Below are 15,484 nucleotides of genomic sequence, written 5' to 3'. Positions count from 1 at the left end.
CTTATATGGGTTAAGTCCTCGATCGATTAGTATTCGTCAGCTGCACGTGTCGCCACGCTTCCACCTCGAACCTATCTACCTGATCATCTTTCAGGGATCTTACTTGCCGAAGCAAAAGGAAATCTCATCTTGAGGGGGGCTTCATGCTTAGATGCTTTCAGCACTTATCCCGTCCGCACGTAGCTACCCAGCTATGCCTTTGGCAAGACAACTGGTACACCAGCGGTGCGTCCATCCCGGTCCTCTCGTACTAAGGACAGCTCCTCTCAAATTTCCTGCGCCCACGACGGATAGGGACCGAACTGTCTCACGACGTTCTGAACCCAGCTCGCGTACCGCTTTAATGGGCGAACAGCCCAACCCTTGGGACCGACTACAGCCCCAGGATGCGATGAGCCGACATCGAGGTGCCAAACCTCCCCGTCGATGTGGACTCTTGGGGGAGATAAGCCTGTTATCCCCGGGGTAGCTTTTATCCGTTGAGCGATGGCCCTTCCATGCGGAACCACCGGATCACTAAGCCCGACTTTCGTCCCTGCTCGACTTGTAGGTCTCGCAGTCAAGCTCCCTTGTGCCTTTACACTCTGCGAATGATTTCCAACCATTCTGAGGGAACCTTTGGGCGCCTCCGTTACTCTTTAGGAGGCGACCGCCCCAGTCAAACTGCCCACCTGACACTGTCTCCCAGCCCGATAAGGGCTGCGGGTTAGAATTTCAATACAGCCAGGGTAGTATCCCACCGACGCCTCCACCGAAGCTAGCGCTCCGGCTTCTCAGGCTCCTACCTATCCTGTACAAGCTGTACCAAAATTCAATATCAGGCTACAGTAAAGCTCCACGGGGTCTTTCCGTCCTGTCGCGGGTAACCTGCATCTTCACAGGTACTATAATTTCACCGAGTCTCTGGTTGAGACAGTGCCCAGATCGTTACGCCTTTCGTGCGGGTCGGAACTTACCCGACAAGGAATTTCGCTACCTTAGGACCGTTATAGTTACGGCCGCCGTTTACTGGGGCTTCGGTTCAAAGCTTCGCTTGCGCTAACCTCTCCCCTTAACCTTCCAGCACCGGGCAGGCGTCAGCCCCTATACTTCGCCTTACGGCTTCGCAGAGACCTGTGTTTTTGCTAAACAGTCGCCTGGGCCTATTCACTGCGGCTCTCTCGGGCTTTAACACCCTAACAGAGCACCCCTTCTCCCGAAGTTACGGGGTCATTTTGCCGAGTTCCTTAACCAGAGTTCTCTCGCTCACCTTAGGATTCTCTCCTCGCCTACCTGTGTCGGTTTGCGGTACGGGCACCATACTCCTCGCTAGAGGCTTTTCTTGGCAGTGTGAAATCAGGAACTTCGGTACTATATTTCCCTCGCTATCACAGCTCAGCCTTAATAAGAAGCGGATTTGCCTACTTCTCAGCCTTGCTGCTTAGACGCGCATATCCAACAGCGCGCTTACCCTATCCTTCTGCGTCCCCCCATTGCTCAAACGGAGTGGAGGTGGTACAGGAATATCAACCTGTTATCCATCGCCTACGCCTTTCGGCCTCGGCTTAGGTCCCGACTAACCCTGAGCGGACGAGCCTTCCTCAGGAAACCTTAGGCATTCGGTGGAAGGGATTCTCACCCTTCTTTCGCTACTCATACCGGCATTCTCACTTCTAAGCGCTCCACCAGTCCTTACGGTCTAGCTTCAACGCCCTTAGAACGCTCTCCTACCACTGTTCGTAAGAACAGTCCGCAGCTTCGGTGATACGTTTAGCCCCGGTACATTTTCGGCGCAGAGTCACTCGACCAGTGAGCTATTACGCACTCTTTAAATGGTGGCTGCTTCTAAGCCAACATCCTGGTTGTCTAAGCAACTCCACATCCTTTTCCACTTAACGTATACTTGGGGACCTTAGCTGGCGGTCTGGGCTGTTTCCCTCTTGACTACGGATCTTATCACTCGCAGTCTGACTCCCATGGATAAGTCTTTGGCATTCGGAGTTTGACTGAATTCGGTAATCCGATGAGGACCCCTAGTCCAATCAGTGCTCTACCTCCAAGACTCTAACACATGAGGCTAGCCCTAAAGCTATTTCGGAGAGAACCAGCTATCTCCAGGTTCGATTGGCATTTCACCCCTACCCACACCTCATCCGCTCACTTTTCAACGTGAGTCGGTTCGGGCCTCCATTCAGTGTTACCTGAACTTCACCCTGGACATGGGTAGATCACCTGGTTTCGGGTCTACGACCACGTACTCATTCGCCCTATTCAGACTCGCTTTCGCTACGGCTCCGTCTCATCGACTTAACCTTGCACGTAATCGTAACTCGCCGGTTCATTCTACAAAAGGCACGCTATCACCCATTAACGGGCTCTAACTACTTGTAGGCACACGGTTTCAGGATCTATTTCACTCCCCTTCCGGGGTGCTTTTCACCTTTCCCTCACGGTACTGGTTCACTATCGGTCACTAGGGAGTATTTAGCCTTGGGAGATGGTCCTCCCTGCTTCCGACGGGATTTCTCGTGTCCCGCCGTACTCAGGATCCACTCAGGAGGGAACGAAGTTTCAACTACAGGGTTTTTACCTTCTATGACGGACCTTTCCAGGTCGCTTCATTTACCCCGTTCCTTTGTAACTCCATGTTGAGTGTCCTACAACCCCAAGAGGCAAGCCTCTTGGTTTGGGCTAATTCCGTTTCGCTCGCCGCTACTCAGGAAATCGCATTTGCTTTCTCTTCCTCCGGGTACTAAGATGTTTCAGTTCCCCGGGTCTGCCTTCCATACCCTATGTATTCAGATAAGGATACTGTTCCATTACGAACAGTGGGTTTCCCCATTCGGAAATCTCCGGATCAAAGCTTACTTACAGCTCCCCGAAGCATATCGGTGTTAGTCCCGTCCTTCATCGGCTCCTAGTGCCAAGGCATCCACCGTGCGCCCTTAATAACTTAACCGTTGACCAATATGGTCATGTGTCGATATCAGCGATGATATCTATAAAGAAAATTACTAAGATGAACGATATTCTGTGAATATCTTGATATTAGTTACATTATCTAGTTTTCAAGGAACAACGATGACAATTCGCAAGAATTTGTCTATTGGTGGAGCCTAGCGGGATCGAACCGCTGACCTCCTGCGTGCAAAGCAGGCGCTCTCCCAGCTGAGCTAAGGCCCCATAAAAGTTCTATAATTAAAAAATGGTGGGCCTAAGTGGACTCGAACCACCGACCTCACGCTTATCAGGCGTGCGCTCTAACCAGCTGAGCTATAGGCCCCGACTATCTATGAGAGAGATCTCTCAAAACTAAACAAAACAACAAGCGTACATTCCTTAGAAAGGAGGTGATCCAGCCGCACCTTCCGATACGGCTACCTTGTTACGACTTCACCCCAATCATCTGTCCCACCTTAGGCGGCTGGCTCCAAAAGGTTACCCCACCGACTTCGGGTGTTACAAACTCTCGTGGTGTGACGGGCGGTGTGTACAAGGCCCGGGAACGTATTCACCGCGGCATGCTGATCCGCGATTACTAGCGATTCCGGCTTCATGCAGGCGAGTTGCAGCCTGCAATCCGAACTGAGAACGGTTTTATGGGATTGGCTCGACCTCGCGGTTTTGCTGCCCTTTGTACCGTCCATTGTAGCACGTGTGTAGCCCAGGTCATAAGGGGCATGATGATTTGACGTCATCCCCACCTTCCTCCGGTTTGTCACCGGCAGTCACCTTAGAGTGCCCAACTGAATGCTGGCAACTAAGATCAAGGGTTGCGCTCGTTGCGGGACTTAACCCAACATCTCACGACACGAGCTGACGACAACCATGCACCACCTGTCACTCTGTCCCCCGAAGGGGAACGTCCTATCTCTAGGAGTGTCAGAGGATGTCAAGACCTGGTAAGGTTCTTCGCGTTGCTTCGAATTAAACCACATGCTCCACCGCTTGTGCGGGCCCCCGTCAATTCCTTTGAGTTTCAGTCTTGCGACCGTACTCCCCAGGCGGAGTGCTTAATGCGTTAGCTGCAGCACTAAAGGGCGGAAACCCTCTAACACTTAGCACTCATCGTTTACGGCGTGGACTACCAGGGTATCTAATCCTGTTTGCTCCCCACGCTTTCGCGCCTCAGTGTCAGTTACAGACCAGAAAGTCGCCTTCGCCACTGGTGTTCCTCCAAATCTCTACGCATTTCACCGCTACACTTGGAATTCCACTTTCCTCTTCTGCACTCAAGTCCCCCAGTTTCCAATGACCCTCCACGGTTGAGCCGTGGGCTTTCACATCAGACTTAAAGGACCACCTGCGCGCGCTTTACGCCCAATAATTCCGGACAACGCTTGCCACCTACGTATTACCGCGGCTGCTGGCACGTAGTTAGCCGTGGCTTTCTGGTTAGGTACCGTCAAGGTGCGAGCAGTTACTCTCGCACTTGTTCTTCCCTAACAACAGAGCTTTACGACCCGAAGGCCTTCATCGCTCACGCGGCGTTGCTCCATCAGACTTTCGTCCATTGTGGAAGATTCCCTACTGCTGCCTCCCGTAGGAGTCTGGGCCGTGTCTCAGTCCCAGTGTGGCCGATCACCCTCTCAGGTCGGCTACGCATCGTCGCCTTGGTGAGCCGTTACCTCACCAACTAGCTAATGCGCCGCGGGCCCATCTGTAAGTGATAGCCGAAACCATCTTTCAACAAAGAACCAGGAGGTTCTTTATATTATCCGGTATTAGCTCCGGTTTCCCGAAGTTATCCCAGTCTTACAGGCAGGTTGCCCACGTGTTACTCACCCGTCCGCCGCTGACCTTTCAAAAGCAAGCTTTTAAAAGGTCCGCTCGACTTGCATGTATTAGGCACGCCGCCAGCGTTCGTCCTGAGCCAGGATCAAACTCTCCAATAAAGAGTCTGAGCTTTTGCTCAAAATTTGCTAGCTTGTGTTTACTTAAATCATTTTGTCGTGTTCCGTAGAACCGACGTTATGACGCTGTTGTTTTGTTTAGTTTTCAAAGAACTCTTTTGTGTTGGCGCCTTTCAAAAGCGACTTCACTAATATATCATTTATTTCGTTTTGAGTCAACATCTTTTTATTATCTTTTTTCGATAGTATGTAAGATGCAACTCGTTGTCGTTGCTGACTTGATTGATTATAGCACGGGTGGATTAGGGATGCAATTACTTTTTTAATATATTTTTATTTTCTTTTCCCAAAGTACTTTTTCTAGTTTTTACCGCTGTATTCGAGCTTGGAGAACGAAGGGAAACCCGAAAGACTTCTTCGTTCTCCTCTGCAGAAAACATTATTTTAAAACTTCTTCTATATGAATATCCAATTCTTGATTCAGGGAAAGGAATTGATCTGAATCAATTTCTCTTACCATCGGCCTGGATGGTTGTTGCGGATCGATAAAAGCGATCTCTGCTATTTTGTTGTTGGAGAGCCTTATTTTGTCTCCAATGCTGAAACTGCAAACATTAGAAGTGAGAGCTTGAACGATAGAGAGATCATACTTGCCAAAAGTTTCATGCTTTAGTTGCTCAATCACTTTAAACGGTGATTGTTTGCTCCGGTATTTTCTTGGCGATGTCATCGCGTGGAAGACGTCTGCAACAGCAAGTATTTTGGTGTAGGTGTGTATTTTGTCTTCTGACAGTCCAAAAGGGTAGCCAGTTTTATCGTAGCGTTCATGATGCTGCAAGACAGCAAGTTTTATTTCGTCTTGAATCACTGGTTGTTTGCTTACCATCTGATAACTGAAGATAGGATGTTCTTTTATTTGCGCGAACTCTTCTTTTCTTAAAACCGCGACATTTTTAATGATTTTCTGATCGATGCGTGACATTCCGCAGTCCATTAAGAAGCCTGCTATGCCGACTTGGATGATATCTTTCTTTTTATAGCCGAGTGACTTTGCAATGGCTGAAGCAATGATGGCTACCGCTACGGAATGATGATAAATATAGTCTTCTTCATTTGTATAATGGTAGACGGCAAAGACTTCTTCTTGATAGTGAAGGGATTTTTCAATTAAAGGGATGACTGTTTTTCTGACTGCACTATAATCTATTGGAGCTCCCGAGCCCCATGCTTCATACATTTTTTTGTAAGCTTGTGTTGCTTTTAGGTACATTTGCAAGAAGGAATCCTCTTTTGGTTTATCTTCAATCATGGTTAACAATTGAGGATTAAAAGGCTGGCCGTTTGAAAGAAAAGCTTCTATTTCTACTTTTTCCACTAAGAAAGATTCTAATATTTCAATGTGTTGATTGGTAAGGACCGTTCTCTTTTGCATAATCGGCTTTGATGTGAGTGCCTGTATTTCTTGTGCCAGAATGCAGCCTTCCACCAGCTGTTCGGTTTTCACTAACATGAACGCTCTCTCCTTATAAACAAAGAGGAACACATGAAAGTGCTCCTCTTTTAGAGTTGATCATTTACTTTGCTCTTCTTATTCTTCGACTTCTTCTGTGGAAATTCCTTCTTCCATTTCTGTATCTTCCGTACCATCTTCTGACTCATCTTCTTTATCTACTCTTGCGACTGTTGTCACAAATTCGTTCTCAGCAAGACGAATGAGCTTCACTCCTTGGGTGTTTCGACCCATTTGTGAGATTCCGTCGACAGACATACGGATTAGTACGCCGCTTGCTGTAATCAGCATCAGGTCTTCCTCGGTGGTTACGGTCTTAACAGAAACAAGTTCGCCGTTACGCTCGGTGATATTGCATGTTTTAATACCTTTTCCTCCACGGCTTTGAACACGGTACTCTTCCGCAGGAGTTCGTTTTCCATAACCGTTTTTGGTGACAACGAGTACATCAAGGCCTTCATCAAGAAGTTCCATTCCTACCACTTCATCATTTTCGGAAATGGAGATTCCTTTTACTCCTGTTGCCGTTCTACCCATGGAACGTACGTCTGTTTCATGGAAACGGATGAGCATTCCATTTTTCGTTCCGATGATCATTTCTTTCGTGCCATCGGTTAATTTTACAGAAATTAATTCATCGTTTTCGCGCAACCCAAGTGCAATTAAGCCACCTTTACGGATGTTGGCAAACTGGGATAACGGAGAACGCTTGGATATCCCGTGCTTGGTTGTAAAGAATAGATACCAGTCGTCCACAAAGTCTTCTACTGGGATAATGGCGTTGACCCATTCTCCTTTTTCCACCTCAAGCAGGTTGATGATTGGAATTCCTTTTGCTGTTCGGCTGAATTCCGGAATTTCATAACCTTTTGCACGGTACACTTTCCCTTTGTTTGTAAAGAATAAAAGTGTGTCGTGAGTGGATGTGGTCAATAGATGTTCAACAAAGTCATTTTCGTTGGTTCCCATCCCTTGGATTCCACGGCCTCCTCTTCGCTGACTGCGATACGTAGAAAGGGGCAGACGCTTGATATAGCCATTATGTGTAAGGGTAATCACGACATTGGAACGTGGAATCAAGTCCTCGTCCTCGATGTTTTCAAAACCGCCAGCCATAATCTCTGTACGGCGGGTGTCATTAAAACGTTCTTTTACTTCTATTAGTTCCTCACGGATAATTTCAAGTACTTTTTCTTCATCTGCAAGGATTGCTTTCAGTTCAGCAATAAGCTGCATGAGCCCTTGGTATTCTTCTTCTATCTTTTCGCGCTCTAAACCTGTTAGACGTTGCAGACGCATATCTAAAATAGCTTGTGCTTGTTTCTCAGATAGAGAGAATTCGGTCATCAAGCCTTCTCTGGCAATGTCAGCCGTTTGGGAACTGCGGATCAAGGTGATAACAGCATCCAAGTGATCTAAGGCAATACGCAGACCTTCTAAGATGTGTGCTCTTGCTTCCGCTTTACGCAATTCGAATGCCGTACGGCGCTTGATTACTACTTTTTGATGTTCCAGGTAATAGTACAGACATTGTTTCAAGTTTAATACTTTCGGTTCACCGTTAACTAGCGCTAGCAGGTTGATACCAAAGCTTGTTTGAAGGGAAGTCTGTTTATATAAGTTATTTAAAAGGACATTAGCATTAGCGTCTTTTTTAACTTCCATGACGACTCGCATACCATTACGGTCTGATTCATCACGCAAGTCAGAGATGCCTTCTATTTTCTTATCACGAACAAGGTCCGCGATTTTTTCAATTAGCTTTGCTTTATTAACCTGGTAAGGAAGTTCGTGAACAAGGATAACTTCTCTGCCGTTTGGCTTTGTTTCAATTTCCACTTTTGCACGGACAGTGATGGAGCCGCGCCCCGTTTCATAGGCTCTTCTGATACCGCTTCTGCCCAGGATTTGTCCAGCTGTAGGAAAGTCCGGTCCAGGAATGATTTCCATTAACTCGGGAATGGTAATGTCAGGGTCCTTACTTACTGCAAGCACTCCGTCGATGATTTCCCCCAATTGATGAGGTGGAATATTGGTTGCCATTCCTACTGCGATCCCAGAAGCACCGTTTACAAGCAAGTTTGGAAAACGTGCTGGCAATACAATCGGCTCTCTCTCAGAACCATCATAGTTATCTTGGTAGTCAATGGTATCTTTATTGATATCGCGAAGAATCTCCATGGAGATCTTCGACATTCTTGCTTCGGTATAACGCATTGCCGCTGCAGCGTCCCCATCGACAGATCCGAAGTTTCCGTGCCCGTCGATCAGCATGTAACGGAAGTTAAAGTTCTGTGCCATACGTACCATCGTGTCATAAACGGCGGAGTCACCATGAGGATGGTACTTACCGATAACTTCCCCAACGATACGGGCGGATTTCTTATAAGCCTTATCGGATGTCATACCCAAATCGTTCATCGCATATAAAATACGGCGGTGTACAGGTTTTAATCCGTCCCGTACATCCGGCAGGGCACGGGATACGATAACACTCATGGCATAGTCTAGGAATGATGTTCTCATTTCTTGACTGATATTTATTTCTTTAACTGAGGACCTCTCAGACATAATAACGAACCTCCTTGCGAAATGTGAGTTCATGACTACATTCGCTTTCGCTCTTCTCTATGTAAAAGACAGGATAGCATGACACTACCCTGCTTTTTTTATTGGATTCTTAGGTTAGATATCCAGATTTTTCACATAACGGGCATTATCTTGGATAAAGTTCCTTCTCGGCTCTACTTTATCACCCATTAGAATTTCAAACGTTTCATCCGCTTCGATTGCGTCTTGCAGGCTTACCTGCAACAACGTTCTAGATACAGGGTCCATCGTCGTTTCCCATAGCTGCTCAGGGTTCATCTCCCCTAATCCTTTATAGCGCTGGATACCGGCTTTTGGTTGATCGGACATGGTCGCAAGAATCTCTTCAAGCTGACGGTCGTTATAAGCGTACTCAATCTTCTTACCCTGCTGTATCTTGTAAAGAGGCGGCTGGGCAATGTAGATGTATCCATGTTCAATGATCTGGCGCATGTAACGGTAGAAGAATGTCAACAGTAGCGTACGAATGTGTGCGCCGTCGACATCGGCATCCGTCATGATCACGATCTTATGATAACGGGCACGGGAAATGTCAAAATCCTCGCCGATTCCGGTTCCAAGGGCAGTGATGATCGCACGGACCTCATTATTGGATAAAATTTTATCAAGACGCGCCTTCTCTACGTTTATGATTTTCCCACGCAAAGGCAGGATAGCCTGGAAGTGGCGGTCTCGTCCTTGTTTCGCCGATCCACCCGCAGAATCTCCCTCTACCACATATATTTCGCTAATAGCAGGATCTTTAGAGGAGCAGTCTGCCAATTTCCCAGGAAGACTGGAGATTTCCAATGCACTCTTCCTTCTGGTAAGTTCCCTTGCTTTTTTGGCTGCCATTCTAGCACGGGAAGCCATTAAGCCTTTTTCCACAATTTTTCTGGCTGCAGATGGATTCTCAAGAAGGAATCCTTCAAATTTCTCTGTAAAAACAGAATCAGTAACCGTTCTTGCTTCACTGTTTCCTAATTTAGTTTTGGTCTGCCCTTCAAATTGTGGATCTGGATGCTTGATGGAAACGATAGCCGTCAAGCCTTCTCGAACATCTTCCCCAGTTAAATTGCTGTCAGCATCTTTGAAAATATTGTTTTTACGGGCATAGTCATTGATTACTCTCGTTAATGCCGTTTTAAAACCTGATTCATGGGTACCACCTTCATAGGTGCTGATGTTGTTGGCAAAAGAGTATAGATTGCTTGTATAACTGTCATTATACTGCAGTGCCACTTCGATGGAGATTCCGTCCTTTTCTCCCTCCACAAATACAACTTCTTCATGAATGACTTCTTTGGTACGGTTCAAATGCTCTACATAAGAAGCGATACCGCCCTCGTAGTAATATTCATTTTTTTTCGGTGTTTCTTCACGCTTATCTTCAATGGTGATCCGTATGCCTTTATTTAAGAACGCAAGCTCACGTAGACGGTGTGCTAACGTATCGTAGTCATATTCCTTTGTTTCAGTGAAAATCTCTTCATCGGGAACAAAATGAATAATCGTTCCTGTAACTTCTGTTTCGCCGATTATTTTAAGGTCCTCATGCGGTACCCCTTTATTAAATTGCTGGTAATGGATTTTGCCGTCGCGATGGACAAAGATCTTAAGCTCAGAGGAAAGGGCGTTTACAACGGATGCTCCAACCCCGTGCAGACCTCCTGATACTTTATAACCGCCACCGCCAAATTTTCCGCCCGCATGAAGTACGGTCATGATTACTTCTACTGCCGGACGGCCCATTTTTTCATGAATTCCGACTGGAATACCGCGGCCGTTATCTTTAACCGTAATGCTGTTATCTTTTTCAACGGTAACATTGATCTCAGAGCAATATCCCGCCAATGCTTCATCGATACTGTTATCGACAATCTCCCACACCAAGTGGTGCAATCCTTTGGCACTGGTGGAACCAATGTACATACCTGGTCGCTTTCTTACGGCTTCAAGGCCTTCCAGCACCTGTATATTACTCTCATCATAGCTGTTTTCTTGCAATTCTTTTTGGTCCATCGTCATATCTATCACCTTCACTTTTTATTTCTACACAATAGACTGGTTGTCCTTTTGAGCAACAATCGCATCTATAACAGGCTGGTTCTCTAATAGAGGAACTCCTCCATCGAGGCATCCATTCTTTTTTTCAAGGTTGTTGAGGCCAAGGGAGAAAGGTATATGTTTTCTTCGGTAATCACGATTGATTTGACGTCATGTTTACTGATATTTTTGATGGATTTGTCCGCTACTTCAGGCAGGGTATCTTTCCAGTCGGATTGCAAGAGCCTTCGATCTAAAATAGCAATGATTTTAGAAGCGCGCACCATCACTTCTTCTCCAATATGCAAATACATGAGCCTTCACCTCAATTTCGTTTCTTGATCGTACCTGAGACTACCTCATATGTAGCCGCTTGTTTCAGCGTTTGATGATCGATTCCGTCCACACTCGTTGTCGTAACAAAGGTTTGGACCTTTCCCTGAATGGTGTTTAAGAGATGGGACTGTCGATAATCATCCAGCTCAGATAATACGTCATCAAGGAGCAGTATGGGATATTCCCCTACTACAGAGTGAATGAGATCTATTTCTGCAAGCTTCAGCGAAAGTGCTGTCGTGCGCTGTTGTCCTTGTGATCCAAATGTCTGAACATCTTTTCCGTTCACTTGAAAGAGCAAATCATCACGATGTGGCCCAAATAGCGTCACGCCTCTTTCAATTTCTCTATCTTTTATTTTATCAAACTTTTCGTTATATGCTTCTATCATTTTCGACAAGTTTGTTGTTTCTGATACATAATCAATGGACGGTTTGTAGATAATAGTCAATTCCTCTAGATTACGGCTGATGCTTTTATGAATTGGCTGAGCCCAGCTTTGCAGCAATTGGACAAACTCCTGCCTCTTTTCCGTCACGCTCGCAGCCAATTCGATAAGTTGTTCTGTCAACACCAACAACATCGTCTCATCTTTTTGTTTTCTCGTCTGTAATTGCTTTAAGTAATGATTGCGCTGCTGAAGGACTTTTTGGTATCTCGATAAATCGTGCATGTACCGAGGTGACACTTGCCCAAGTTCCATATCTATAAAACGCCGTCTCACCTGAGGACTCCCTTTTACAAGAGTAAGATCCTCCGGTGCAAACATGACGATATTCATATTTCCGATATACTGACTTAATTTGTTTTGTTCTATATGGTTGATCTTTGCTTTTTTCCCTTTTTTGCTTATGACTAGTTGCAGCGGCAACGGTCCATTCCGTTTATGTATCCTGCCTTCTATTTTACCATACTCTTCGTCCCATCTGATAAGATCTTTATCATTGGACGTTCTGTGTGATTTTGCCATTGCCAATACATAGATAGATTCCATCACATTGGTCTTTCCTTGTGCGTTCTCTCCTAAAATGACATTCACACCGTTTTCAAATACGGCATGCAAGCTTTCATAATTGCGATAGTGTCTTAACGTCAATTCTTCAATATACAATCCGTATCACCAACTCATCAAGAAACAACGACATATTTTCCATGACCGTCTATTTCTATTACATCCTGCACTTTCAGCTTTCTTCCTCTTCTGTCTTCAAGTTCTCCGTTCACTTTCACTTCATATTCTGAAAGAAACCATTTTGCCATCCCGCCTGACTGGATGACATCGGCTAACTTTAAGAATTGTCCAAGGGTAATCATTTCTGTTGAAATTTGAATTTCTGTCATTATTTCGCGCTCGCTTTCTTTTTAGGGTGATGGATCATCATCTTTCTTTTACCATTCCCTTATTCTCTATTTCCTATTGTACTAGAACTTCTCCATATAGAAAAGAAAGCCACTAGGAATGGTCACTAGCAGCTTTCTAAGTCTATGTTTATTAATACGTTCTGACTGGCAGAATCAATTGAAGCATGGAATCATCATGTAATGTTTTAATCACAAACGGCCTCATCGCACCAGTGAAATTGATTAGGATCTCATTTCCTTCTAAAGCTTTTAAAGCATCCATCATATATTTTGCGCTAAAAGAAATTTTCAACTCTTCTCCATCAATGGAGTTGCTTTGCACTTGTTCCACTACTTTCCCGACTTCAGGGGAATTGGAGGAAACTTCAAGCGTATCAGACTCTAGAGTAGCAAGCTTTACGACATTGTTACGTCCCTCTCTTGCAAGAAGGCTCGCACGGTCGATCGCCTGAAGGAAATCTTTTGTTGTGACAGTGATATCGGTTTTACTTTCTGCAGGAATCAATCGGGAAGTATCCGGATAGTTCCCATCAAGCAGACGAGAGAAGAAAAGAATGTTTTTTGCTTTAAATAAAACTTGGTTCTCGGTCACGACGATATCAAGCAGCTCGTTCGTATCATCTAGAATTTTATTTAATTCATTCAGGCTCTTACCGGGAATCACGACATTGCACGTAATGTCATTCTCCGCATCCACCTTTGCTTTGCGTAAAGCCAAGCGATGGCTATCTGTTGCAATACAGGTAAGTTCGTGATTTTCAAGCTTCCAGTTTACACCTGTCAAGATAGGGCGTGTTTCTGAGGTGGACACTGCAAATACTGTTTGTCGAATAATATTTTTCAAGAGATCTGTTGGAACACGGAATACGTTTTGTTCCTCTACTTGTGGCAAATGCGGATATTCTGCAGCATCCTGGCCATTTAAATTGAATTCCGATTTTCCAGAACGAATGGTTGTCACATATTGGCTTTGTACTTCCATTTCGACAGTATCCATAGGAAGTTTTTTAATGATCTCACTAAAAAAGCGAGCTTGCAGCACGACACTTCCAGCTGTTTTTACTTCTACATTTTCCGATCCATCTTCTTCACAAGGAATAAAAGATTCGATAGAGATATCGGAGTCACTTCCTGTAAGGGTAACACCTTCTTCTGTCGCGACGATTTTTATTCCAGTCAAAATTGGAATAGTTGTTCGGGAAGAGACGGCTTTCAGTACATCTTGAACGCTTTGAACCAGCTTGTCGCGTTGGATAATAAATTTCATCGTAATCCTCCTTAGTGGGCAGGTCTATTTATATATTTTATTAATAAAAAACTAGTAGAAGTAATAGTAGGGGCTGTGATTATGTGGATAAGTCCCTTTTCTGTTACAAAGAGTAGATATCCACATGTGAATAACCTGTGTTTAACCTTGTACCACTTATACACAGTTTCCACTAGTGCTCTATTTATCTCCTGATTAACTTTTCAGCATATTGGCAATTGCTTCTATTTGCCTTTGCAGCATGGTATCTGTTTTTACTAGGTTGGAAATTTTCTCATGAGCATGAATAACCGTCGTATGGTCACGCCCTCCGAACTCCTCTCCAATTTTAGGCAAGGAATAGTCCGTAAGTTCTCTAGATAAGTACATGGCTATTTGTCGAGGAAAAGCAACAGATTTTGTTCGTTTCTTTGCTTTAAAATCCTCTAATTTCACATTGTACTCTTCGCCAACGGTCCGTTGAATATCATGAATGGTCACGACTCTAGGCTTGGAGCTTGGAATGATATCCTTCAGTGCTTCTGCCGCCAAATCAGCATTAATATCCTTATTGATCAAAGAGGAATAGGCCACCACTCGAATGAGCGCCCCCTCGAGTTCTCGAATATTCGAATCAATTTGATTGGCAATGTAAAGCATTACTTCATTTGGAATATCTAGCCCTTCCGCTTTTGCCTTCTTTCGTAAGATGGCGATGCGAGTTTCTAAATCCGGCGGTGTGATGTCTGTGATCAGTCCCCACTCAAAACGGGATCTTAGGCGGTCTTCCAATGTCGGAATCTCTTTTGGAGGTCTGTCGCTGGAGATGACAATCTGCTTGCTTTCTTCATGCAGTGTATTAAATGTATGGAAAAATTCCTCTTGTGTTTGTTCTTTTCCGGCAAGGAACTGAATATCATCAATAAGCAACACATCGACATTTCGATATTTATTGCGAAAATCGACAGCCTTGTTGTCACGGATGGAATTAATGAACTCATTGGTGAATTTTTCAGATGATAAATAGACCACCTTTGCTGCTGGATTATGCTCAATCACATAATGGCCGATTGCATGCATTAAGTGGGTTTTGCCTAATCCTACTCCCCCGTAAATAAAAAGCGGATTATAGGCTTTCGCAGGGGCTTCTGCCACTGCCAAAGAGGCAGCATGGGCAAACCTGTTTCCAGAACCGATGACGAAAGTGTCGAATGTGTACTTCGGATTCAGCATATTTTGCGGAATTTCGATCATATCATCGTCTTTTCTCATTTTTGCAGGAGGAGTCTTTAACTCCAACTCTTCATCTGTTTGATTTTGAGGAATAATAAATTTAATAGATAACTCTTCCCCAGTGATATCAGAGATGGTTTCCCCGATAAGACCGGAATACCTGGACTCAAGCCAGTCACGTGCAAAATCATTCGGTGCAGTGATGACAAGATTATCTCCCTGCAATGAATGGGCTTTGGTACTCTTCAACCATGTCTCAAAGCTTGGTTTGCTTATCTTTTTCTCTATCTGATTTAATGCTTTGACCCACAGATCAGAAATATTTTTCAT

8 protein-coding genes, 2 tRNA genes and 2 rRNA genes are annotated in these 15,484 nt (G+C 44.9%); all 12 read right to left on the bottom strand.

Annotated elements, in window-relative coordinates:
- Window positions 1-6 precede the first annotated feature (6 nt).
- Window positions 7-2,938, bottom strand: a 23S ribosomal RNA gene (locus LG307_RS00060).
- A 148-nt stretch (window positions 2,939-3,086) separates the two neighbouring features.
- Window positions 3,087-3,162 (bottom strand) — tRNA-Ala (locus tag LG307_RS00055).
- Between the two features lie 23 nt (window positions 3,163-3,185).
- Window positions 3,186-3,262: transfer RNA gene (locus tag LG307_RS00050), tRNA-Ile, on the bottom strand.
- A gap of 60 nt (window positions 3,263-3,322) precedes the next feature.
- Window positions 3,323-4,874: ribosomal RNA gene (locus LG307_RS00045) — 16S ribosomal RNA — on the bottom strand.
- The 16S and 23S rRNA genes sit together here with 2 tRNA genes alongside, the layout of an rRNA operon.
- 397 nt (window positions 4,875-5,271) lie before the next feature.
- Window positions 5,272-6,342 carry an HD-GYP domain-containing protein gene (locus LG307_RS00040; RefSeq protein ID WP_404446706.1) on the bottom strand — a complete coding sequence of 357 codons (1,071 nt, stop codon included), beginning with the start codon at window positions 6,340-6,342 and terminating at the stop codon, window positions 5,272-5,274.
- A 78-nt stretch (window positions 6,343-6,420) separates the two neighbouring features.
- Window positions 6,421-8,913 (bottom strand): DNA gyrase subunit A, encoded by a 2,493-nt coding sequence (gyrA, locus tag LG307_RS00035; RefSeq protein WP_404446703.1) that lies wholly within the window; start codon window positions 8,911-8,913, stop codon window positions 6,421-6,423.
- Between the two features lie 114 nt (window positions 8,914-9,027).
- The gene (gene gyrB / locus LG307_RS00030) at window positions 9,028-10,953 is read right to left on the bottom strand and encodes a DNA topoisomerase (ATP-hydrolyzing) subunit B (protein ID WP_404450531.1); all 1,926 of its coding nucleotides are present in this window, start codon (window positions 10,951-10,953) and stop codon (window positions 9,028-9,030) included.
- An 89-nt stretch (window positions 10,954-11,042) separates the two neighbouring features.
- The gene (remB, locus tag LG307_RS00025; RefSeq protein WP_404446700.1) at window positions 11,043-11,291 is read right to left on the bottom strand and encodes an extracellular matrix regulator RemB; all 249 of its coding nucleotides are present in this window, start codon (window positions 11,289-11,291) and stop codon (window positions 11,043-11,045) included.
- A gap of 11 nt (window positions 11,292-11,302) precedes the next feature.
- A complete protein-coding gene (recF, locus tag LG307_RS00020) occupies window positions 11,303-12,424 on the bottom strand; it encodes a DNA replication/repair protein RecF (protein WP_404446697.1) in 1,122 nt (373 codons plus the stop codon).
- Between the two features lie 17 nt (window positions 12,425-12,441).
- Window positions 12,442-12,657 carry a S4 domain-containing protein YaaA gene (yaaA, locus tag LG307_RS00015; RefSeq protein WP_392396780.1) on the bottom strand — a complete coding sequence of 72 codons (216 nt, stop codon included), beginning with the start codon at window positions 12,655-12,657 and terminating at the stop codon, window positions 12,442-12,444.
- Window positions 12,658-12,805: 148 nt separating this feature from the next.
- Window positions 12,806-13,942, bottom strand: a complete 1,137-nt coding sequence (gene dnaN / locus LG307_RS00010) for a DNA polymerase III subunit beta (RefSeq protein ID WP_404446694.1) — start codon at window positions 13,940-13,942, stop codon at window positions 12,806-12,808.
- A 195-nt stretch (window positions 13,943-14,137) separates the two neighbouring features.
- The gene (gene dnaA / locus LG307_RS00005) at window positions 14,138-15,484 is read right to left on the bottom strand and encodes a chromosomal replication initiator protein DnaA (RefSeq protein WP_404446691.1); all 1,347 of its coding nucleotides are present in this window, start codon (window positions 15,482-15,484) and stop codon (window positions 14,138-14,140) included.

The sequence above is a fragment of the Sutcliffiella horikoshii genome (genome assembly GCF_044809035.1).
Taxonomy (GTDB): domain Bacteria; phylum Bacillota; class Bacilli; order Bacillales; family Bacillaceae_I; genus Sutcliffiella_A; species Sutcliffiella_A horikoshii_G.
The sequence above is the reverse complement of the archived record's forward strand: the minus strand, read 5'-3'. Positions and strand labels throughout refer to the sequence as shown.

What these genes read in the sequence shown, in the direction of transcription:
- dnaA (WP_404446691.1), bottom strand. Translation starts at nt 15,484, where the DNA reads ATGAAAAATATTTCTGATCTGTGGGTCAAAGCATTAAATCAGATAGAG.
- dnaN (WP_404446694.1), bottom strand. Translation starts at nt 13,942, where the DNA reads ATGAAATTTATTATCCAACGCGACAAGCTGGTTCAAAGCGTTCAAGAT.
- gyrA (WP_404446703.1), bottom strand. Translation starts at nt 8,913, where the DNA reads ATGTCTGAGAGGTCCTCAGTTAAAGAAATAAATATCAGTCAAGAAATG.
- LG307_RS00040 (WP_404446706.1), bottom strand. Translation starts at nt 6,342, where the DNA reads ATGTTAGTGAAAACCGAACAGCTGGTGGAAGGCTGCATTCTGGCACAA.
- gyrB (WP_404450531.1), bottom strand. Translation starts at nt 10,953, where the DNA reads ATGGACCAAAAAGAATTGCAAGAAAACAGCTATGATGAGAGTAATATA.
- remB (WP_404446700.1), bottom strand. Translation starts at nt 11,291, where the DNA reads ATGTATTTGCATATTGGAGAAGAAGTGATGGTGCGCGCTTCTAAAATC.